This is a genomic window from Halomicrococcus pelagicus (assembly GCF_050954125.1).
The window spans coordinates 334673-355994 of the sequence record NZ_JBPBWC010000002.1 but is presented as its reverse complement, the minus strand read 5'-3'; the positions used below and the strand labels follow the sequence as shown (position 1 = coordinate 355994).

The window sequence follows — 21322 nt, the reverse complement described above, 5'->3', positions numbered from 1 at the left end:
CGGTTGCCGCGACTGTTGTTCGCCGGGACCGTGAACCGCAAGGGCGAAATTCCCTCGCTCGCTGGTCTCGCGCATGGAGACGACACGTCACTTCACCGCGACGACGTTCGTCGTCCACGACGGCGCGACGCTCCTCCACAACCACGACCGCCTCGACATGTGGCTCCCGCCCGGCGGACACCTCGACCGCGACGAACTGCCGCGCGAGGCAGCCCGCCGCGAAGTCCGCGAGGAGACCGGCCTCGCCGTGGACCTGCTCGCACCCGCGACGGACGTGACTCCCGACTTCGGCCGCGAACTCCCGCCCGCCGAGCACGTCATGCTGTACGACATCGACCGTCTCGACGGCGAGGTGGCCCACCAGCACGTCGACTTCGTCTACTACGGCGTGGCCGAGGACCGCGCGCTGACTCCCGACGACGGCGAAGCCGCGAGCGAGCGCTGGGAGTGGTTCGACCGCGACGACCTGCGAGCGCACGACGGACTGACCGACGAGGTCGTCGCGCTCGGCCACGAGGCCATCGAACGCGTCGCGTCCCGACGCTGGTAGGGGATTAAGCGGTGTATAATAACGTCGTCACGGTGGGTGGCGTCTGCCGTGAGCCTCATCGCCCGCCTCCGTCACCGACTCTCGGACGACCAGGAAGACGAACCCACGTACGTCTGCCCCGACTGCGGTCGGGCGTACGCCGAAAAGTGCAAGCTTTGCTCCGAATGCGGCGGCCAGCGCGTCCTCCGTGCCGGCACCTGACCGTCGTCGCCGGACGTCACAGAAGTAATACAGGTGAGAGGAACTACAGGACGAAGATGGCCAGTAAGCGCCGACTAGAGGGGGTTATGCGACGTATAATAAAACAGTATAACGTTCTCTGACCAATAAGAAATGGAATTTGTCAGTCGGTTCACGGTGCCGTTCGTCCGGGACGCCGAACCGGAGCCGTTCGAGTGCAAGACCTGCGGGGCCACGTACGCGCTGGACCGACAGGCCTGTCCCGAGTGCGACGGCTTCAGCATCGGCTATCGCGACTCGTGGCTCGAGCGAGAACTCGACGACGTGGCCGCGACCGAGAACACGCACTGACTCGCGGGTGACGCACCTCAGTCGCGCGACGCCCGTTCGGCTCGGACGCGCGATTCCACGTAGCTCGTGACGTGGTCGTCCCGACGGCGCTTGAACCCGGCCTGCCGGGCGAGACGGTCGAGTTCCCGGGCGACGAGGCTCCCGTACTGCACCGCTTTCTTCTCCCTGAACGCGACGCGGTCGGGGACGAACTCCCTGGCGGCGAGCCTGAGCGCCCACTTGCGCTCGCCGCACTCGCTCACCAGCAACTCGCCCGGCAACCGGAGCGCCGCCGCGACCACTCGGTCGTCCAGCAGGGGGGCGACCGGTTCGACGCCGCCGGCCCGGACCGCCAGCGCGTCGCGGGGCAGTTGCTCGGCGAGACTCCGGACCGTCTCGCGGGCCGCGCCGCGCACGGTGTCGGCCGCGACGCGGTGGTCGGCGCGCGCCACCTTGTCGTACCCGCCGAAGAGTTCGTCCGCGCCCTGTCCGACCGCGAGGCGGTCGTGGCCGTCGGCCGCGACTCGCTCTGCGACCAGGAAGAGCGGCAGCGCTATCTCCACGTCCATCGCGTTCGTCCGCCCGGTCGCGCGCGCCACGGCGGGGACAGCGCGCTCGACCGCGTCGTGGTCGAGTTCGACCACGGTCAGGTCGCAGTCCAGCATCGCCGCCGCCTCGCGGGCCGCGGTCACGTCGTGGCTCTCCGGGAATCCCGCGACGTAGCAGGGCCGGTCGAGCGCCGCGGCGACCAATGCGGAGTCGACGCCGCCCGAGAACGCCACCGCGGTCCCGTCGGCGGGCGCGTCGGAAAGCGACGCGTCGACGGCCGTTCGAACCGCGTCGACGGCCTCGCGCCGGTCGTCAACTGGGGGCGGGTCCGGCAGGTTCCAGAGTCGCTCGTCGCGGGCCGCTCCGTCGTTCGCGTCGCTCGCCGGAACCCGGGCGTGTCCCGCCGGGACGGGGTCCGGAGCGTCGAGGTCGGTCGGGTCGTGGCTCCACGCCGTCGCGTCATCGGCCTCCGAGAAGAGCGGGACGCGCCCGAGCACGTCCCGGACGAGGCGACCGTCCAGGAGCCGTCCTGCGAACCCCCGCGTTCCCGGCAGGGGGTCGCCGGCGTCGACGGCCCGGCGGACGAGTTCGACCTCGGCCCCGGATAGCCCGCTCTCCCCTGCCATCCGGCGTCTCACCCCAGGAAGCCGGTGACGCGGCTGAGGACGCGGCGCTTCGCGCCGCCGGCCGCCTGTCGGAAGCTGATGCGCCACGGCGTTCGCTTGCCGTCGATCTCCGTGCGGCCGGCCTCGATGGCGTCGAGGATGGCACCGGCGTTGCGGCCGTCGGCGTCTATCTTCGTCACGGCCTGGCCGACCATCTCGCTGATGTGGGCGTCGCTGCCGGCCGTCATCGGCAGTCCGTGGGCGTCGGCGAACGCGTGGGCGCGGCGGTTCCCGCGCCCGGTCAGCAGCCGGGAGTTGTACACTTCGATGGCGTCCGCCTCGGCGAGTTCTCGCCGGGAAATGTTGGCGGCGACGCCGCTCCTGGACTTCTGGAACGGGTGGGGAACGACCGCGACGCCGCCCTGGGCGCGGATGCGGTCGAGCGTCTCCCCGAACGGGAGACCGGCCGGGACCCGCTCGTCGACGCCGAGTCCGAGCACGTGGCCGGCCCGGGTCGTTATCTCGATGCCCGGGATGCCGACGAGCCCGTAGTCGGGTGCCAGCTTCGCGGCACGACGGCTCGCCTCGATCTGGTCGTGGTCGGTGACCGCGAGCGCGTCGAGACCGACCGCCTCGGCCTGCTGTAGCAGGAGCTCGACCGGGTCGCGACCGTCGTGGGAGAGTTCCGAGTGGCAGTGGAGCTCGACCGTGAGCACGCGAGTGGGTTCGCATGGCGGTGGCAAAAGCGCCCCGGTCTGGAAATCGACGGCCGACCGACCGGTCACCGACCCGGTAGCTGTCCCTCGGTCATGCCACCCGGTTGACGAACGACTCGCCGGCGGCGACCTGCCGGACGTTCCGGCCGACGAGGTCGGCGATGTGGCGGTAGTAGTCGCGCTCGGCGGCCGCCGCGTGGGGCGTGACGACGACGTCGTCCATCTCCCAGAGCGGGGAGTCGTCCGGTAGCGGCTCCGTCTCGAACACGTCCAGCGCCGCGCCCGCGATGGTTCCCTCGCGCAGCGCCGCGACCAGCGCGTCCTGGTCGGCGCACTCGCCGCGCGCGACGTTGATGAAGTAAGCGTCCTCGTGCATGGCCTCGAACGCCGCCCCGTCCATCAGCCCCCGCGTCTCCTCGGTGAGCGGCGTCGCCAGTGCGACGAACCGCGCGTCCGCGACCGCCTCGTGGAGGTCGGCGGCGGCGTGAACCTCCCGAACGTGCGGCACGGGGTCCGGCGAGCGCCGCACCCCATCGACGGTCATCCCGACGGCGTCCGCCCGCTCGGCGATACCGCGGCCGAGCGTCCCGAGACCGACGACGCACAGCCGTTCGCCGTCGAGCGTGAAGGGTTCGTCCCACGCCGGACGGTCCCAGACGCGTTCGGTCTGGTTCCGGGCGAACGCGTGGAGGCGGCGCGCCAGCGAGAGCATCATCCCGAGCACCGTCTCACCGACGCTGGTGTCGTGGATGCCGGTGCTGTTCGTCAGGACGACGCCCCGCTCCTCGAACTCCTCTAGCGGGAAACGGTCGTACCCCGCCTGGATCGAGTGGACCCAGTCCACGGCGTCGAGGAAGGCGTCGCGGTGCTCGAACGTGACGATTGCGTCGCACGTCCGGAGGTCGTCCGGGTCGTCGCCGACGACGCGAACGTCGGGGTCGCGGTCCGCGAGCGCGTCGCGGAGTCGCTCCGGCGGGAAGATGGCTACCACGGACTCGTGGACGCCGAGTTCGGACACCTGCATGGCTGCGAGTAGCGTCGGCGGCGGGTTGAATCTTCGCACGGAGGAAATCGAGGCACGCGAAACGTCCGACGCCGACCCGGTAGTCGAGGAGAACTGCCCGCTCCGCTGGTCGGGGTCGTCGGAAGGGCGGCTCGGGAGAAGTGCCTCGTCACAAGGGGCTCGGAGGGGGTAACTTTCGTCACCGCCGCCCGGACGGAGGTAGTCCCCCAAGCGATTTGACTCTTGTGCGTCTCACTGCTCTCCGCCGGTTTCGCGCCACGCCGACAGCTCCCGGTGTTCGTCCGCCACGTCCCGGACGCCGCCGGCGTCGAGGACGCCCCGCTCGGTGACGTAGCCTGCGACGCAGTCGGCGGGGGTCACGTCGAACGTCGGGTTCAGCACCTCGACGTCGGCGCTGCCGTCGTACACCGCGGTGGGGTCGCCCGTCTCCAGCGCGGGGTCGTCGTCGGTCGCCACCTTGTCGCTGGCCGCCACCGCGTAGACGGGGACGTCCTCGCGGTCGGCCGCCAGCGCGGTCGCGCGGGTCCCGGTCTTGTTCACCACGTCGCCGCCCGGGAGGACGGTGTCCGCCCCGACGACTACCGCGTCCACGTCCCGGGTCGCCAGCACGTGCGCGACGGCGGCGTCGGTGTGGAGCGTCACCGGGGCGTCACCGCCCCCGGCGAGTTCCTCGGCGACGCCGACGCCCTCGCGGGCCGGCCGCGACTCCGCGACGAACACCCGCTCGGCCGCGTCGAGCGCGGCGAGGACGGTGCCCGAGCGCGAGAGCGTCAGCGCGGCGTCGCCCTCGATTCGCTCGCGGGCGACGGCGGCCGCCTCGTCGTCGGCCGAGAACGCGCGTTCGACCCCGACGGCGGCCGCCCGCTCGACCGCCGCGGGGGTGCGGTCGTCGCTCGCGGTCGCCATCGCCTGGTCGACCCGGTTGCCCAGCGCGGCCATGCTCGGCCGGGCGTCGCACAGCGCCTCGGCGAGGGCGGCGAGGTCGGACCAGTCGCCGTCGCGCTCGCCCGCCGCGACGGCTCCCGCCCGGTCGCGCAGGACTTCGAGCGCGCGCACCGAGACGTAGGCGGAGCCGTGTTCGTCGTCCGCCGCGACGGACTCGATAGAGGGCGCGACGCGGGCGTAGGAGGTCCAGAGCCGCGGGACGGCGTCGCGCCGGAGGATTTCGGTCGGGGGAACCCACTCGGCCGTCGTCGTCTCCTGGTCGGTCCGGACCGCGCGTCTGTCGCAGTCGAAGAGGTAGGGGTGGACGACCCAGCGCGTGTCGAGGTCCTCGTCCTCGACGTCGAAGGCGTCGCCCGACCGGACGAACGTGCAGGCGTCGAGCAGGCCCGACTCCTCGTCTATCTCCGCGCGCGCCGCAGCGTCGGGGTCGCCCTCGGCGTGTCCGGCGACCGCCCCCCACCGGCCCGAGTAGGACCCGACCTCGTCGCTCCGGCGGAGCAGGAGCACGTCGCCCCGGTTCCGCAGGAAGCAGGTGACCACGTCCGTCTCTTCCATACCGGACCTGTCCCCCTTCTCGGCCTTGAACGTGCGGGTGGCCCCTCTCCGGACTGCGTCTGCTGTGAAGATGTAAGCGGTTCGTAACGAACTGCTGACCGACCCTTCCGTCGCCGGTGAGGGAGTGGCGAGAGGCGACGGATTCCGCGGTAGCGTCCCGGTCGCGCGCAGTCAGCCGGTCGTGCGTCGCCGTGGCGGGACGAACTCCGGGACCGTCGTTCCGTGTCTAAATACTACATGATATGGCAATCTTCCCGACAATGTTTAATAGGTTGATTTCGTACGCCCAAACGTAATGTCGGAAGTCTGCTCGACGTGCGGGCTGCCCCAGGAGCTCTGCGTCTGCGAGGACGTTGCGAAAGAGTCCCAGCAGATCAACATCCGCATCGACGAGCGCCGTTACGGAAAGGAAGTAACGATCATCGAAGGATTCGACCCCAAAGACGTCGACCTGGACAGTCTGTCCTCTGACCTGAAATCGAAGTTCGCCTGCGGCGGGACCGTCGAAGAAGGCCAGATAGAACTCCAGGGCAACCACACCGGGCGCGTCGAGGATTTCCTCCGCGATAAAGGATTCAACGTCGCCTGATAGCGTCGCCGACTCTGCCGCTCTCGCGGGTCGAGGAGTATCACGCGGCCCCTCCGGACCCGTAGACGTTCTGTCTTTTCGCTCCCGACGACCGATTAGAACGGCGCGTCGGAGGCGGTCTCTCCGTCCTCGTCGGGCGCGTCGCTGGACTCCAGCTCGCGTTCCCACGCTCTGAGTCCGCCTTCCATGCTCTCGACGCGGGCGTCGTCGGGGACCCCTTCGTAGGAAGCGATCAGCCGCGCGGCCTGGACGCTCGACTTGCCCTCCGGACAGACCGTGACGATGCGGTCCGCGCCGTCGAGTTCGTCGATGCGGTCGGCGAGCGCGTGGAACGGGATGCACTCGCTGCCGGGGACGTGGCCGCGTTCGAACTGCGCTTCGGGTCGGATGTCGACGATTCGGACGTCCTCGTCGTCGAGGAGTTCGTACACCTCCGCTGGGGAGATTTCGGCGTCCATCGACGCCACGTTGGGTCGCCGCCCGAATAAGCGCCCCGGTAGCCCCCACCGGCGGCGTTATCCCGTGTTCTTCATCCCGGCGGCGATGCCGGTCACCGTCAGCCGGAGCGCACGCTTCTCGGTCTCGTTCCGGTGGGTCTGGCCGAGCAGGTGCGCCTGAAGCAGGTTCAGGGGGTCGACGTAGGGGTTGCGCCGGTCGAGGCTCTCGCGGAGCCACGTTCGCGAGAGCAGATCGTCGCGCCCCGCGATGGCGGTGACGAGCTCCACCGCGCGCTCGTACTCCGACCGGATGTCGGGGAAGAACCGCTCGCGTCGCTCTCTCCCGGCGAGCGCGGCGTACTCCTCGGCGATCTCCAGGTCGGTCCGGGCGAGCGCCAGCGCGGCGTTGTCGAGCGTCGTCCGGAAGAACGGCCACTCCTCGTACATCTCCTGGAGGGTCGCGAGCGCCTCGTCCTCGTTCGCTGCGCTCTCCAGGTAGGCGTCGATTCCCGACGCCAGCCCGTACCAGCCGGGCAGGATGCAGCGCGTCTGGGTCCACGAGAACACCCACGGGATGGCCCGGAGGTCCTCGACGGTGCGCTCGCCCGACCGGGACGCCGGTCGGGAGCCGAGGTTCAGCTCCTCGATGACGGTGATGGGCGTCGTCTCCTCGAAGTAGCGGACGAACCCCTCCGCGTCGAGCAGGTCGCGGTACGCCTCCCGGGCGGCCGACGCCGCGGTGTCCATGGCGTCGACCCACGCCTCGTCGGGGGCGTCGCGCTCGTCGGCGACGGTGGCGTGGCGCGCCCGAATCTGGGCGTTCAGCATCTGTTCGAGTTCCCGTTCGGCGACGGCCGGATTGGCGTACTTCTCGGCGATGGACTCGCCCTGCTCGGTGAACTTCACCTCGCCGGACACGGTCTCGGGCGGCAGCGCCAGCAGCGCCTCGTTCATCGGGCCGCCGCCGCGGGATATCGAGCCGCCGCGCCCGTGGAACAGCCGCATGTCGACGTCGTAGTCGGCACAGATGGCCGCCAAGTCGGTCTGAGCGCGGTTGAGCTCCCAGTTCGCGGCGAGGAATCCGTTCTCCTTGTTCGAGTCCGAGTACCCCAGCATCACCTCCTGGGTGCCGCCGCGGGCCTCCAGCGAGGCGGCGTACGCCTCGTTCTCGAACAGCGTCCCGAGAATCGTCCGGGCGTTCGACAGCGCCGACTCGGTCTCCAGCAGGGGCGCGACGTCTAGCCCGGAGTGGCCCGGGAGGTCGACGACGCCGGCCTGGTCGGCCAGGAAGAGCACTTCGAGCACGTGGCTCGGCTGCTCGGTCATGCTGATGCAGTAGGTGTCGATGGCGTCCGCGCCGTACTCGCGCTGCCACTCGCCGAGTCGCTCGAACAGCGTCAGCACGCGCTCAGCCGTCTCGGAGAGGCTGCCGTCGAACGACAGGAGCCGTTCGTCGTCCAGCATCGCCTCGGTGAGCAGTTCCTGGCGCTCGTTCTCGTCCATCCCCGCGTAGTCGATGCCCTCGCGTTCCAGGGCCTCGGTGACCGCCTTCGTGTGGTTCTCGCGGTGGTCCCGGAGGTCGAGGCTCGCGAGCGCGAAGCCGAACGTCTCGACCTGCCGACGGAGGGGGTCGACCTCGGTGTCGGCGACGTCCTCCATCCCGCTCGCCCGCAGGCTGTCGGCGACCGTCTCGAGGTCGTCGAGCAGTTCGTCGGCGTCGTCGTACCCGCCCGGCCGGACGCTACCCACGCGGTCGACGCGGTGGACCATCACCGCCAGCTTCTGGCGGTACGGCTCGTCGGGGTACCGCTCCTTCGCCTCCTCCGCGACCCGGGGCAGTCGCTCGCGGTCGGCGTCCAGGCTCTCCTCGAACGCCGCCGTCGTCGGGACGCGCTCGCCGTCCTGGCTGAGCACGCCGATGAGCCGCTCCAGCGCCTCGGTGTACCGCTGGCAGGCGATGCCGCGCTGGTTCTCCAGCGTCTCCGCGGTCACATCGGGCGTGACGTGGGGGTTGCCGTCGCGGTCGCTGCCCGCCCACGACCGGAACTCGACGAGGCGGGAGACGTCCGCGTCGAAGTCCGCGAACGCCCGCTCCAGTTCGTCGTACACCTCGCCGATGACGTCGAACAGGACGTTCTCCAGGTACCACTGGACGTTGCGCGCCTCGTCGGCCACCTCCGGGCGGCGCTCGCGCACCTGCCGGGTGGTCCACAGGCCGACTATCTCGGCGTCGAGGCTGCGTTCGAGGCGCTCCTGCTCGCGGTCGGTGAGCCGGTGCTCGTCGAGTTCCTCCAGCAGTTCGGCGATAGAGCGGAGCTTCGACTTCACCGTCTTCCGGCGGGCTTCGGTCGGGTGGGCGGTGAACGTCGGTTCGACGAACACGTCGTCGAGTACCGTCTGGACCGTCTCCGAGTCGACGTCCTCGGCGGCGAACCGTTCCGCGGCGGCCGCCACGTCGTTCGAGAGCGTGCCACCTTCGCGGCCCTCGCGGATGGCCCTGACGCGCTGGCGCTCCTCGGCGAGATTGATGAGTTCGAAGTAGAGGGCGAACGCCCGCGCCACGTGGACGGCCTGGTCCGGCGGGAGTCGCTCGACGCAGTCGCGGAGCGGGTCGCGGGAGTCGGCGTCACCGCGTCGGTAGTCGATGGCGTCGGTGCGAAGGGCTTCGACGGTCTCGAACGCCTCCTCGGACGCGTGGCGTTCCAGCGCCTCGCCGAGCAGCCCGGCGAGTTCGCGTACGTCCCGACGAACGTCTCTGGCGTGCAAATCCATAGCACAACATTACGCACCCACAAGTAAAACGTCCCTGCCACCGCAAAAACTGCGAACGGTTCAGTTGTACTCCCGCCAGCGGTAGCCACACTCCTTGCACTTGAAGAAGCGCGTCGGCGGTTCGTCGGCGGCCCCGGTCTGCTTGATGGTGTACCACGCCTCGCCGTGACCGCACTCCTCGCAGGTGACGTCGGTGGCGGTTGGCTTCCCCTCGAAGTTCGCGCCCTCCTCGGTCTCGATGACCTCGTCGCCGCTCTGCTCCTCGGTCGAGACGAACTCGGCCGCCTTCTCCTCGTCTTTTACGACCGTCGCCTGGCAGTCGTCGTTCGCGCAGACCATCTGTGACCCCATGGACTTCATCATGGAGCCGCAGTCGTCGCAGAATTGCATACTCGCCCTACTCGTTCGGCGTTCAAAAGCGCCACGTACTGGACCTGCGGTAGCGCCGTCAGACCACGGGTCGGGCGAGGTTCCCGGAGTTTCTCCGCCCACCGCCGCCGCCGAATTCGGCGGTCACGTCGGCAGGGCGTGCAGCAGTTCGTCGCGACCGAAGAACACGAGCGCGGCGATTATCGCGTTGAACAGCGCCGCTCCCCCGGCGGTGTACGCGAGGAACCGCCAGCGGTCCATCTCCGCGAACCCGGCCGGAATCGAGATTATCGACCGCAGGACGGGCAGCAGTCGGCCCCAGAACACCGCCGTCTCGCCCCACCGGCGAAACCACCGGACCCCGCGGTCGACCTCGTCGTCGGAGACGCGGACGTAGCGCCCGTAGCGGTCCACCGCCTCGTGGCCCTCCCGACCGAGGAGGTAGGGGACGAGGCCGCCGAGGGTCGCCCCGACCGTCGCCGCCGCGACGAACAGGGCGAACGAGAGCGGCCCCTGGACGAGGATGCCCGCCGCCGCCGGCACGACGAGTTCGCTCGGCGCGAACGGGAACAGCATCGACGATTCGAGGAAGGCGAACGCGAGCAGCGCGAGATAGCCGTACTGGTGGACGAACTCCAGTATCGTGTTGGCGAAATTCATCGTGTCGCGGGTGGCGACGCTCACTCCCGGGCGTCGAACTCCATCGCGTCGAGGTCGAGTTCGGACTCCTCGACGACCACCGGACAGTTCGCCACGCGGAACCGTCCACTGTCGACGACCGACAGGATGTCGGTTCCGTCGTGGGTGCAGCGGAGCGCCGGCGGGTCGCCGAAATGCGGGCAGCCGTGACAGATGCTCTTGTCGACGGTCCGGACGTCGCGGTCGTCGTCGTCCGCCTCTCCGGCCGCGGTCCGGTCCGGGGCGGTTTCGCCCCGCAGGTCGGCCCAGAGCTTCTCGCGGTCGATCGCCGCCACGTCGACTTCCGTGAACGCGTCGTCGTCCGCCTCGCGTTCGCGGTCCCGGCGGCCGTCGACCTCCGCGGCGAGGTCTGCCAGCGGCTCTTCGTCGTCGCTCACGCTCCCGTTACCTCCCCGGGAGACTTACCTCCGTCGGTCATTCCTCGTCGTCCTCCGTCAGCAGGTCGTCGACGTCGTCGTCGAGCGTCTCCCCCTCCAGCGCCGGCGGGTCGCCGACGAGCAGCGTCGACGAACCGAACCAGCCCTCCTTCGGCCGGAGGTCGCCGAACGACGCACCGCAGTGGGGGCACTCGGGTTCGTACAGCAGCGAGACGGTGACGCTCAGCTCGCAGCTCTCGCAAACGGCGGTCTCGACGCCGTTGCGGTTCGCGGTGCGCGCCAGTTCGGCGACGGCCGCCCGCTTCTCCTCGTCGACGGCGAGTTTCCGGGTGCGGTCGCGCACGCCGACCAGCGCCGTCGCGAGCACGTCGAGGCGTTCTTCCAGTTCGTCGGTCGTCTCGGTGAGGTAGGAGAGCACCTCCTCGTAGTTCTCGAAGCCGGAGTCCATACGGTCGCGGTTCTCGACCACCCGCTCGCGAAGTTCTTCGACCTCGGCGACGGCCGTCCGGAGGTCCTCGACGTCGTCCCGGAGGTCCGGATGGCCGTGGTCGGCGGGAGCTTTCGCGTCCGTTTCGCGCTTGACCTGAATGACGCGCTCGCGAACGTCCTCTATCTTCGCCGCGAACTCCTCTCGGAGGCCCTCTCCGTCAGACGCCTGCTTCGGATCTTCGCTCGCCATTCGAGTCCTTGCGTTCTTCTCACACGCTCGACTTAACTGTTCGGTTGGTGAGGTTTCCCCGCCACGCGGGACGCGTCGCCGTCGAACGCTCGACGACCTCTCGCGGCCCTCCGGTGGGAACGCGACCGCGGCTCGTCGCTCCCCACTGGAAGGAAAGGAACTTGCCGGACCGTCCCGTTCGAAGAGACATGCAGTGGAAGCTCTTCGCGGACCTCGCTGACGTCGCCGGGGGAAAGGAGGTGGCGGTCGACGCCGAACCGGGCGACACGGTCGGCGACGCGCTCGACGCGCTGCTGGAAGCGCGTCCGGAGCTGCGCGAACGCGTCGTCGAGAACGGTCGGCTACGCGACCACGTCAACCTCCTCCGGAACGGGACGAACGTGGCGAACGAGGACGGTCTCGGGACCGAACTGGAAGAAGGCGACGAACTCGCGCTGTTCCCGCCGGTGAGCGGAGGGTGACGTGCACGTCCTGCTGACGAACGACGACGGCGTCGGAGCACCCGGTCTGGACGCGCTGTACGACGAGTTCGCCGCCGCTCCGTCCGTGACCAGGGTGTCGGTCGTCGCCCCCGCCGAGGACCGCAGCGGCGTCGGTCGGGCGAACTCCCACGCGGTCGGGGTCGAGGAGCGCGACCGCGGCGTCGTCGTCGACGGAACGCCCTGCGACTGCGTCGCGGTCGGCCTCCGGACGCTCGCCCCGGAACCGGACGTGGTCGTCTCGGGCGTCAACGACGGTCCCAACGTCGGCGCGCACAAACTCGGACGCTCCGGGACGGTCAGCGCCGCGAAGGAGGCGGCGTTCCTCGACGTGCCGGGCGTCGCCGTCTCGCTGTACGACCCGGTCGTCGGCAACCGCGAGTTCGAGGACGGGGAGTTCGACCCGGCGGCCGACGTCGCGCGGTTCCTGGTAGAGCGCGCCGACGCGCTCGCCGACCGCACCTACCTCAACGTCAACGTGCCCGTGGCCGACGAGCGTCCCCCGCTCCGCGTCACCCGGCCGACCAGCGACTTCGACGTCCGCGTCGAGGAGGACGGCGACGAACTCGCGCTCCGGGACTGCTTCTACGACCCGTTGCGCCCGGACCGCCCCGAGGAACTCGACGACCCCGTTGGAACCGACCGTCGCGCGCTGGCCGACGGCGAGGTCAGCGTCTCGCCGCTCGGCGTCGGTCACGAAACGCGCCAGATGGAGACGCTCGCCGATATCGCCGACGATTTCGCGTAGACGACTGTCGGCATGATATGTAAACCAGAAGCCCTTACCCCTCGCTACGAGTAAAATAGAACGAGAAATATGAATCCTGACGACCACTCCTTCGAGTCTCTCTTCCCGGAATCGGAGATGAGAGACCGAAGGTCGATTTTCAAGAAGATTAGCAGGTGGTTTCTCCTTCTCGGCAGGCGTACCTCCGTGACGCTGTTTCTGCTACTGTGCGTCCTCGCTGTCCTCCTGGTGATGTCGGTTCAGGGAACCGGGGTGGACATGCGGAGGTTGCTGACGGAGACGAACACGGTGCAGACGCTCTTCAACACGCTGTTGAGCGGTATCATCCTGCTGGTCTCCATCGTCGTCTCCATCAACTCCATCGTCTTCTCTCAGGAGATCACCGACATCGAGGACCAGCGCGACCGCATCGACGCCTCGATTCGGTACCGCGACCGCATCGACCAGTTCATGAAATCGGACGTGAGCCCCGCTCGTCCGGCGGAGTTCCTCCGCGCCATCCTCCAGGTCATCGACCGGCAGGCAATGGCGCTCGCCAACATCGCCGAAGACAGCGACGACGGCGAGTTCCGCGAGGAGGCCAGGGCGTTCGCCGACCGCGTGACCGCCGACGCCGAACGTGCCGGCGAGACGCTGGCGGACGCTCAGTTCGGCACGTTCAAGGTGTTGCTCGCCGGCCTGAACTACGACTACTCGCGCCAGCTCCACGCCGCCCGCCGGTTCAAGCGCAAGTACCGCAACCAGCTCGACGACGAGGAAGCCGAGGCCATCGACGACCTCGTCGACACGCTGAAATTCTTCGCGACCGGCCGCGAGTACTTCAAGTCGCTGTACTACAAGCGCGAACTCGCGCGCCTCTCCAGTCGCCTGCTGTACGTCTCACTGCCGGCCATCGTGTTCACGTCCTACGTCCTGCTGGCGCTGGACGCGAGGCTCTTCCCGCGCCAGATGGCGCTCCCCATCTGGCGCGCGTTCAGCATCCCGCCGCTCCCGCTGTTCGTCAGCTTCGCGTACATGGTCGCGCTCGCGCCGTTCGTCATCCTCACCGCGTACGTCATCCGTGCGGTGACGGTGACGCTCAACACGCTCGCCGCCGGTCCGTTCATCCTCGAACGCGGCGCGGCCATCGACGAGTTCGACTGGGAACACGAGAACGAGGACGACTGGGAGATAACGGACCCCGAAACCCCCACCGCTGACGACTGAGTCCGGAACCGACGGGGTCACCCCGTCGCCGGACTCGACGCTATCGACGACGGTGGTCGGCAGTGAGGTCGGCCGCGAGCACGAAGTCCGGTTCGTCGGCGACCCCCGTCCGGCAGTAGGCGGCGTCGCTGACGTACCGTGTGGTCTCGGGCACGAGCATCCGCGTCCGGGTCGCGCCGCGTTCGGCGGCGTCCCGGGCCACGGCGGCGAATAGGCTCCGGGCGGCGTCGACGTCCGCCCACGCTCCGACGCCGTACTCGACCCACCTCTCCTCGCCGCCGTCGTCGCCCTCGCGGTCGTACTCTCGGACGCGATACGCGAGCCCCCTCGTTCCGTCGGCCTGGACGACGAACAGACCGTCCTCGTCGGCGGCCCGGCGGAGGTCCTCGCGAGTGAGTTCGGAGACCGCCCACGACTCCTCAGCGTCGAGCGCCAGCCCCGCGAGATGTTCGCGGGCCGCGCTGTCGGTCCAGTAGCGCCACGCCGCCCGCGGGTCCGCGGTCACGTCGAGGGCCGGGTCGGCGTCCGGGTCCGGGTCGGGCGTCGCCCACCGGAACTCGGTGACGGGGTCGTAGCCGGTGGCCCGGGACTGGCCGAGACCGGCGACGTTCCACGAGAACACCATGTTCCGGAGGACCGTCGCTCCCCGTTCGCGCGCCCAGTCGAAGAGGTCGCGCGTCATGCGCATCCCGACGCCCTCGCCGCGGAACGCGGGGTTGACGCGCATCCCCTGGCCCCACGCCTCCCAGTCCGAGAGCAGGACGCCCTGGGCGATGCCGGCGATGGCGTCGCCGACCTCGTCGGACGACCCCCGACCGCCCGTCGAATCCCGTTCGACGACGTCCGCGACCACCGTTCGCTTGTCGTCGCCCTCTATCCAGTCGTGGTAGACGTCGGGGATGTAGTCGCCGCCGTCACGTTCGGGCCACGTGTCCCGGGTGAACTCGGCGACCGCCTCGAAGTCGTCGTGCGTCGCCTCCCTGAGTTCGACGGTCGCGCCCGTCATCTCACTCCCAGGGCACCGACCGTTCGCGTATCTCGCCCGCGAGCGGTTCCCGCATCGTCGCCGCGGGGTCGCCGGCGTTCGCCAGCGCCCACATCAACTTCACCTTCGCCGTGCCGGGGAGCATGTCCTCCCCCTCGACGACGCCCGCGTCGAGCAGGTCCCGTCCCGTGTCGTAGACGCGGTCGCAGACCCGTCCCTGGATGCACTGGCTGGTCATGACCACGGTGGTACCGTCGTCGACTAGGTCCGCGATGCGGTCGGCCCAGTCGGAGTGGACGTGCCCCAGGCCCGTGCCTTCGAGGACGAGGCCGGCCTTCCCCTCCGCGAGGTCGAGCGCGGACTCGTCCGTACCGGGCGTGAACTTCAGCAGTTCGACATCGGACTCGACGTCGGCCGCGAGCGCGAGGTCTGCTGCGCCGCGCTCGTCGTGCTCGCGCCGGAACGCGACCTCGCCGGTGTCGTAGTCGACCTCGCCGAGCGGTTTCGCACCGACCGTCTCGAAGGCGTCCCGGCGGGAGGTGTGGTTCTTCCGGACGCGGGTACCGCGGTGGAGCGCGCAGACGTCGTCGCTCTCGGAGGCGTGCATACAGACCATCACCTCGGCGGCGTCTGACTTGGCGGCCTCCACCGAGCAGACCGCGTTCATCACGTTGTCCGAGGAGGGCCGGTCCGCCGAGCGCTGGCTCCCGGTGAACACGACCGGAACGGGGGTGTCCAGCATGAAGGAGAGCGCGCTCGCGGTGAACTGCATCGTGTCCGTACCGTGCATGACGACGACGCCGTCGGCCCCGTTCTCTATCTCCTCGTGGACGGCGCGAGCGAGGTCCTGCCACACGTCCGGCGTCATGTTCTCGCTGAGGATGTTGGCGACGACGCGGCCGCGGTAGTTCGCGCGACCGGCGAGGTCGGGCACCGCCCGGAGCACGTCCTCGGCGTCGAACTGTGCGGTGACCGCGCCGGTGCGGTAGTCCACGGTGGAGGCGATGGTGCCGCCCGTGCTGATGAGCGATATCGTCGGCAGGTCGTCGTCGAACTCCACGACCGACGACTCGCTCGTCTCGCCCTCCTCTATCTCGTAGACGTCCGATTCGAGCACGTCGACCGACGCGTCTTCACGGTCGACGCCGACGTTGTACCCGCCGTCGAGTTTGACGACGAGGTGGTCCTGCGTCGTCGAGGGCAACAGCACCCCTTCGTACGTCTGGTCCGCCCGCTCGACGCGGACGCGGTCCCCTGCGTTCATGTCTCGGAGTTACGCTCCGCCAGACTTGAATCCCCCCGTTCCGGGTCGTTCGGTGCGAGCGTGCGTCCGCGCCGACACCTGGCCGACGTCAGAGGTCGGAGACGTTCATCACGGCCTCGTCGAGCGGCGGCGCGTCGAACAGTTCGCGGCCCACGTAGGCGTTGGTGCCGGCGACGTAGAGGTCGCGGGCGGCCGAGACGACCTCGTCGGGCAGCGGCGCGGGCCGCTCGTCGCACAGCGACTTCCAGTCGGCGACGTCGCGGCGCTTCGCCTCCGCCTTGGCGTCCGCTACCGCGTCGGCCCAGGCGGGCTGCTCGCGCTTGTGGTACTGCCGGAGGAACTCCTTGCTGACCGGCTGGCCGTGGAACGTGAACCGGCTCTCGTCGAACGTGCCGACCACGTCGGCGACGCGAACCTCGCCCTCGTAGTACAGACACTCTATCTTCCCGTCCTCGTGGGTGAGTTCGGCCTTGGCGGCCCGCTCGGTGACGACGCGGTTCACCTCGCGGGCGACCGATTCGAGTTCGTCGACGTCGGCGGCGCCCGCGATGCGGTCGGCCTCCTCGCGGGAGAGGTAGCGGTCGCTCTCCTCGAACTTCGTCGAGAACTCGACGATAGGCTCTTCCAGCTGGACCGCGCCATCGGGCCACTCCGGGAAGTCCAGTCCGTGGTCCTCGGGGTCGGTGCGTCGCCGCAGACTGGAGCCGACGGGGACGCTGTTGCGGAAGACGACCTCCAGCGGGACGAGGTAGTTGTCGTCGGCCGCGCCGTGGAACATCTCGTAGTCGTAGTTCCGACCCTCTCGCGGCAGGTTCGGCACCTGCGTGAGGTCGATGGCCATCTCCGTCGGTGGCGACGTGGTGTCCGAGACCGAGACGACGTTCCCGTCGCTGACGACTCCGCGATAGTGGGTGGGTACGCCCTCCTCCTCCAGGAGTTCGAAGTTGAACGCCCCCATCGTACAGAGGCTCGCACCCTTGTCGGGAATCTCGTCCGGCATCTTCCCCCAGTCGAACACCGAGTAGTCGTCGGTGAAGACGAACGCCCCCTGCCCGAGCGAGTCCGGAGTCGGCTCGCGTTCGACCCGGAACTCCTTGACACTCGTCATGCAGGTGGAGTTGCCGTGACCCGACTAAGTAGTTTCCATCTCCGTGCTGAACCGTCGTCTCGGCACGGGGAGTACTGTGCACGAACGTGGGATGGCCGGCCGGTCGACGGAGTCCACGCGACTTCGGTGTCGCGACGGCGACGGGAACGCTGCCCGGTTCGGTCGGCAGTGCGCCGCCTGACGCGTCGCCGCCCGGTCGCCGCCTTCATCTCAGCAAAGATTTATATGCATTCGGGAACAAATACCCTGCGAACCTCCGTCGAAACGGTGGTTCATGGGTGTGCATCGAGCTAGCATCCCGCATCACTGCTCTCCTGAATCGACGACCGCCGAGCGGCGAGCGCGGCCGGCTCTACTCCGACGCCCGGCGCTCGTCGCGGACGGTCCGGAGCACGTCCTGGCGAGCGATGATGCCGACGAGGTCACCGTTCGACCCGTTCGCGGAGCCACGCTCCGCGCGCTCCACCACCGGCAGACGGTTGATGTCGCGCTCGTCGTCCGCCAGCAGGTCGAGGATGTGGTCGAGGTCGTCGTCCGGCTCGACGGTCACGACGTCTTCGGTCATCACCGTCCGGACGGGCTTGCCGGCGTTCCTCACGAGGTCGATGCCGGTGTCGAGTTCGTCCCACGAGAGGTCGATGGCGTACTCCAGGCTCTCGAGGAACGGCGGGAAGCCGATGGGAATCCACAGCGTCCGGTCGCTGGGCTGGAACAGGTCGACGAGGTCGCTCTGGGTGACGATGCCGATGAGGTCTCCGTCCTCGACGACGGGGAAGCCGTTGAACTCCGCGCGGGCGAGACGCGTCAGCACCTCGCTGATGTCGTCGTCGGGGCTAACTGTCTCCACGTCCGTCGTCATCAGGTCGCGAGCAGTGACTGCCATGTTCGGGGGGAGGCGAGGATGCGTGTAAGCTCTTGTGTCCGTTCCCCGACCCTCCACAAGGTTCATCACTCGACTCCGGTAAAGAGGAAGTATGCCCGGAACGTCCTACGAGGAGGGTCTCCTCGAACTGCAAGAGGACGTGCTCTACATGAGCGAACTCGTCATGGAGCGCGTCCGCAAGGGGTTGAACGCCCTCGAACAGAAAGACACGGAACTGGCCGACGAGCTGATCGACACCGACCACGAGATCAACCAGCTCTACCTCGACATCGAGAGCGACTGCATCGACCTGCTGCGCCTGCACGAACCCATCGCGAGCGACTTCCGGCTCATCGCCGCCTCGTTCAAGATAATCACGGACCTCGAACGCATCGGCGACCTCGCGGTGAACCTCGGCGAGTACACGCTCCAGGCGGAAAAGGACGTGTTCCCCGAGGTCGACGTCCAGGCGCTCGGCGACCTCGCGCTCTCGATGATAGAGGACGCGATGGCCGCGTACGACGCCGAGAACGCGGACGACTGCTACGCGGTGGCCGAGCAGGACGACGAACTGGACGCCCTCTGTGAGCGCGCGAGCGAACTCGTCGTCCGCGACCTCATCGAGACGGAATTGGAGGCCAACTCCGACGAGGAGGTCGAGCAACTGCTCCAGGACGTCTCGCGGCTGCTGTTGACGGTCCGGGACCTGGAACGCGTCGGCGACCACGCGGTCAACATCGCCGCCCGGACGCTGTACATGATAGAGAACGACGACGAACTCATCTACTGAGTCGGCGCGTTTGCGCGGCACCGCTCCGGCGCGTCGATTCGGGAGCCGATTTGAAAGCGCCGTACGTACACCACTATCCCTTTGTAGGGCCAACACGTAATTACCCGTAGCGAACGCAGGATGAGTCCGGCGATATCGGGTGACTCTCTGGTCGAAACCCCCGGTAACAAAGGGCTTATGCCTCGCGAACCACGACCCACGAACATCCCCGCGAGTGTAAAACCATGAACGAAGTGCAACTAGAGGTGGCGAAAGCGTACCCGAACGACTCGGGACGCGGTATCGCCCGTCTCGATCCTGATACGCTCCTGCACCTGAAGTTGAGTCCAGGAGACATCATCGAGATCGAAGGTGCCGACACCACGGCGGCGAAGGTCTGGCGTGCAGACCGTCAGGACTGGAACACCGATACCGTGCGAATAGACGGTTTCACGCGCCAGAACGCCGACGTCGGTATCGGCGAACGCGTCGAAATCCGCAAGGCCGAAGCGGAGAAGGCCGACAAACTGGTGCTCGCGCCCCCGGAGGAAGCGAGCGTCCAGTTCGGTAGCGACGCGGCTGGCATGGTGAAACGCCAGATACTGAAACGGCCGGTCGTCGAGCGCGACATCGTGCCCGTCATGTCGAGTACGAACCATCCGTTCATGCGCTCGCCCGGTCAGGCGATTCCGCTCATCGCGGTCGAGACGGAACCGGAGGGGGTGTGTCTCATCACGGAAGACACCGACGTCGAACTCAGGGAAGAGCCGATATCGGGCTTCGAGAAGACCGGTGGGGGTATAACGTACGAAGACATCGGCGGTCTGCAGAACGAAATCCAGCGGGTCCGGGAGATGGTCGAACTCCCGATGAAGCATCCCCAGATATTCCAGAAACTGGGCATCGAGCCGCCGCAGGGCGTCCTCCTGCACGGCCCGCCCGGCACGGGGAAGACGCTGCTGGCGAAGGCGGTCGCCAACGAGACCTCCGCGAGTTTCTTCTCCATCGCGGGGCCGGAGATAATCTCGAAGTACTACGGCGAGTCCGAACAGCAACTCCGTGAAATCTTCGAGGACGCGGCCGAGGAAGCGCCTTCGATAATCTTCATCGACGAACTCGACTCCATCGCGCCGAAGCGCGAGGACGTGACCGGCGAGGTCGAGCGCCGCGTCGTCGCCCAGTTGCTGACGATGATGGACGGCCTCGAGGCGCGCGGCCAGGTCATCGTCATCGCGGCGACGAACCGCGTCGACTCCGTCGACCCGGCGCTGCGCCGTCCCGGCCGGTTCGACCGCGAGATAGAGATCGGCGTGCCGGACGAGTCGGGGCGCAAGGAGATTCTCCAGATTCACACGCGTGGGATGCCGCTCTCGGACGACGTGAACCTCGGCGGTCTCGCCAACGACACGCACGGGTTCGTCGGCGCCGACATCGAGAGCCTCACCAAGGAGGCCGCGATGAAGGCGCTCCGGCGCTACCTGCCCGAGATAGACCTCGACGAGGAGTCGATTCCGCCGTCGCTCATCGACCGGATGATCGTCAAGCGCCAGGACTTCCACGGCGCGCTCAACGAGGTCGAACCCTCCGCGATGCGGGAGGTCCTCGTCGAACTCCCCAAGATTTCCTGGGACGACGTCGGCGGCCTCGAAGAGGCCCAGGAGGAGGTCAAAGAGAGCGTCGAGTGGCCGCTGTCCTCGCCGGAGAAGTTCGAACGCATGGGCATCGACCCGCCGAGCGGCGTCCTGCTGTACGGCCCGCCCGGCACGGGGAAGACCCTGATGGCGAAGGCGGTCGCCAACGAGACGAACGCCAACTTCATCAGCGTCCGCGGACCGCAACTACTGTCGAAGTGGGTCGGCGAGAGCGAGAAGGCGATTCGCCAGACGTTCCGGAAGGCCCGGCAGGTCAGCCCCACCGTCATCTTCTTCGACGAACTCGACAGCCTCGCCCCCAGTCGGAGCCAGGAGATGGGGAGCAACGTCAGCGAGCGCGTCGTCAACCAGCTCCTGACGGAACTCGACGGACTCGAGGAGGCCGGCGACGTGATGGTCATCGGTGCGACCAACCGCCCGGACATGATAGACCCGGCGCTCATCCGCTCCGGTCGGTTCGACCGTCTCGTGATGATCGGCGAACCGGACACGGACGGCCGCGAGCAGATCCTCAAGATTCACACGGACGACACGCCGCTCGCACCGGACGTGAGCCTGCGCGAACTCGCGGAGATGACCGACGGCTACGTCGGAAGCGACCTCGAATCCATCGGGCGCGAGGCGGCCATCCAGGCGCTGCGCGAGGACGACGACGCCGAGGAGGTCGAGATGCGACACTTCCGCTCGGCGATGGAGAGCGTCCGCGCGACCATCACCGAGGACCTGCTCGACTACTACGAGCAGATGGAACAGGAGTTCAAGGGCGGCTCGTCGGGCCCGCAGCGCCGGACCAGCGGTCGCATCGGCTTCCAGTAACCGGAGTCCGTCGTCCCGGCAGCTTCGTTCTTTCTTCCGTCGGTTCGTGACGAGCGG

Annotated in this window: 23 protein-coding genes; 9 read left to right on the top strand and 14 right to left on the bottom strand. The window is 68.4% G+C overall.

Annotated features, from left to right (window positions below; translation table 11 throughout):
- Window positions 1-73 precede the first annotated feature (73 nt).
- From ACRYA2_RS06550 to ACRYA2_RS06540, 3 genes are all read left to right on the top strand, one after another.
- Complete coding sequence (locus ACRYA2_RS06550; RefSeq protein ID WP_433625536.1) at window positions 74-550, top strand: NUDIX hydrolase; 477 nt, start codon at window positions 74-76, stop codon at window positions 548-550.
- Window positions 551-598: 48 nt separating this feature from the next.
- Complete coding sequence (locus tag ACRYA2_RS06545) at window positions 599-751, top strand: hypothetical protein (RefSeq protein WP_433625533.1); 153 nt, start codon at window positions 599-601, stop codon at window positions 749-751.
- A gap of 132 nt (window positions 752-883) precedes the next feature.
- Complete coding sequence (locus ACRYA2_RS06540; RefSeq protein WP_433625531.1) at window positions 884-1081, top strand: hypothetical protein; 198 nt, start codon at window positions 884-886, stop codon at window positions 1079-1081.
- 17 nt (window positions 1082-1098) lie between these two features.
- Here the strand turns inward: ACRYA2_RS06540 and ACRYA2_RS06535 are convergent, their stop codons facing one another.
- The 4 genes from ACRYA2_RS06535 to ACRYA2_RS06520 all read right to left on the bottom strand — a co-directional run bounded on the left by ACRYA2_RS06535 (window position 1099) and on the right by ACRYA2_RS06520 (window position 5454).
- Window positions 1099-2235 carry an asparagine synthase C-terminal domain-containing protein gene (locus ACRYA2_RS06535; RefSeq protein ID WP_433625528.1) on the bottom strand — a complete coding sequence of 379 codons (1137 nt, stop codon included), beginning with the start codon at window positions 2233-2235 and terminating at the stop codon, window positions 1099-1101.
- 8 nt (window positions 2236-2243) lie between these two features.
- Entirely contained in the window at window positions 2244-2930 is a 687-nt protein-coding gene (locus ACRYA2_RS06530; protein WP_433625526.1) for a PHP domain-containing protein, read from the bottom strand.
- A gap of 91 nt (window positions 2931-3021) precedes the next feature.
- A complete protein-coding gene (ddh, locus tag ACRYA2_RS06525; RefSeq protein WP_433625523.1) occupies window positions 3022-3954 on the bottom strand; it encodes a D-2-hydroxyacid dehydrogenase in 933 nt (310 codons plus the stop codon).
- A gap of 231 nt (window positions 3955-4185) precedes the next feature.
- Window positions 4186-5454 carry an eIF2B alpha/beta/delta subunit family protein gene (locus ACRYA2_RS06520; protein ID WP_433625520.1) on the bottom strand — a complete coding sequence of 423 codons (1269 nt, stop codon included), beginning with the start codon at window positions 5452-5454 and terminating at the stop codon, window positions 4186-4188.
- A gap of 295 nt (window positions 5455-5749) precedes the next feature.
- Between ACRYA2_RS06520 and yciH the strand changes: the two genes are divergently transcribed.
- Entirely contained in the window at window positions 5750-6043 is a 294-nt protein-coding gene (gene yciH / locus ACRYA2_RS06515; protein ID WP_113276842.1) for a stress response translation initiation inhibitor YciH, read from the top strand.
- A gap of 95 nt (window positions 6044-6138) precedes the next feature.
- Here the strand turns inward: yciH and ACRYA2_RS06510 are convergent, their stop codons facing one another.
- From ACRYA2_RS06510 to ACRYA2_RS06485, 6 genes are all read right to left on the bottom strand, one after another.
- The gene (locus tag ACRYA2_RS06510; protein WP_433625516.1) at window positions 6139-6501 is read right to left on the bottom strand and encodes a rhodanese-like domain-containing protein; all 363 of its coding nucleotides are present in this window, start codon (window positions 6499-6501) and stop codon (window positions 6139-6141) included.
- Between the two features lie 57 nt (window positions 6502-6558).
- Window positions 6559-9252: a phosphoenolpyruvate carboxylase gene (gene ppc, locus ACRYA2_RS06505; RefSeq protein ID WP_433625514.1), complete on the bottom strand. Its 2694-nt coding sequence runs from the start codon at window positions 9250-9252 to the stop codon at window positions 6559-6561.
- 60 nt (window positions 9253-9312) lie between these two features.
- Window positions 9313-9642, bottom strand: coding sequence for a transcription factor S (locus tag ACRYA2_RS06500; protein WP_113276845.1), 330 nt, complete (start codon window positions 9640-9642; stop codon window positions 9313-9315).
- 123 nt (window positions 9643-9765) lie between these two features.
- Entirely contained in the window at window positions 9766-10305 is a 540-nt protein-coding gene (locus ACRYA2_RS06495) for a DedA family protein (protein WP_433625510.1), read from the bottom strand.
- Window positions 10302-10697, bottom strand: a complete 396-nt coding sequence (locus ACRYA2_RS06490; protein ID WP_433625507.1) for a DUF8135 domain-containing protein — start codon at window positions 10695-10697, stop codon at window positions 10302-10304. The genes ACRYA2_RS06495 and ACRYA2_RS06490 overlap by 4 nt, the downstream gene beginning before the upstream one ends.
- A gap of 37 nt (window positions 10698-10734) precedes the next feature.
- Window positions 10735-11376 (bottom strand): hypothetical protein, encoded by a 642-nt coding sequence (locus ACRYA2_RS06485; RefSeq protein WP_433625504.1) that lies wholly within the window; start codon window positions 11374-11376, stop codon window positions 10735-10737.
- Between the two features lie 188 nt (window positions 11377-11564).
- On the opposite strand from ACRYA2_RS06485, the gene ACRYA2_RS06480 reads away from it, so the two are divergent.
- From ACRYA2_RS06480 to ACRYA2_RS06470, 3 genes are all read left to right on the top strand, one after another.
- A complete protein-coding gene (locus tag ACRYA2_RS06480) occupies window positions 11565-11837 on the top strand; it encodes a ubiquitin-like small modifier protein 1 (RefSeq protein WP_433625501.1) in 273 nt (90 codons plus the stop codon).
- A 1-nt stretch (window position 11838) separates the two neighbouring features.
- Window positions 11839-12603: a 5'/3'-nucleotidase SurE gene (surE, locus tag ACRYA2_RS06475; protein WP_433625498.1), complete on the top strand. Its 765-nt coding sequence runs from the start codon at window positions 11839-11841 to the stop codon at window positions 12601-12603.
- Between the two features lie 69 nt (window positions 12604-12672).
- The gene (locus ACRYA2_RS06470) at window positions 12673-13809 is read left to right on the top strand and encodes a DUF7972 family membrane protein (RefSeq protein ID WP_472850123.1); all 1137 of its coding nucleotides are present in this window, start codon (window positions 12673-12675) and stop codon (window positions 13807-13809) included.
- A 40-nt stretch (window positions 13810-13849) separates the two neighbouring features.
- Here ACRYA2_RS06470 and ACRYA2_RS06465 read toward each other — a convergent pair whose 3' ends face one another.
- The 4 genes from ACRYA2_RS06465 to ACRYA2_RS06450 form a co-directional block, all read right to left on the bottom strand.
- Entirely contained in the window at window positions 13850-14815 is a 966-nt protein-coding gene (locus tag ACRYA2_RS06465; RefSeq protein WP_433625493.1) for a GNAT family N-acetyltransferase, read from the bottom strand.
- 1 nt (window position 14816) lies between these two features.
- Window positions 14817-16058: a Glu-tRNA(Gln) amidotransferase subunit GatD gene (gene gatD, locus ACRYA2_RS06460; protein ID WP_433625490.1), complete on the bottom strand. Its 1242-nt coding sequence runs from the start codon at window positions 16056-16058 to the stop codon at window positions 14817-14819.
- Between the two features lie 88 nt (window positions 16059-16146).
- Window positions 16147-17166, bottom strand: coding sequence for a phosphoribosylaminoimidazolesuccinocarboxamide synthase (locus ACRYA2_RS06455; RefSeq protein ID WP_433625487.1), 1020 nt, complete (start codon window positions 17164-17166; stop codon window positions 16147-16149).
- Window positions 17167-17518: 352 nt separating this feature from the next.
- Window positions 17519-18049: a CBS domain-containing protein gene (locus tag ACRYA2_RS06450; protein ID WP_433625484.1), complete on the bottom strand. Its 531-nt coding sequence runs from the start codon at window positions 18047-18049 to the stop codon at window positions 17519-17521.
- Between the two features lie 91 nt (window positions 18050-18140).
- On the opposite strand from ACRYA2_RS06450, the gene phoU reads away from it, so the two are divergent.
- Both phoU and ACRYA2_RS06440 read left to right on the top strand, forming a co-directional pair.
- Window positions 18141-18818 (top strand): phosphate signaling complex protein PhoU, encoded by a 678-nt coding sequence (gene phoU, locus ACRYA2_RS06445; protein WP_433625482.1) that lies wholly within the window; start codon window positions 18141-18143, stop codon window positions 18816-18818.
- 224 nt (window positions 18819-19042) lie between these two features.
- Complete coding sequence (locus ACRYA2_RS06440) at window positions 19043-21265, top strand: CDC48 family AAA ATPase (protein ID WP_113276856.1); 2223 nt, start codon at window positions 19043-19045, stop codon at window positions 21263-21265.
- The last annotated feature ends 57 nt before the right edge of the window (window positions 21266-21322 follow it).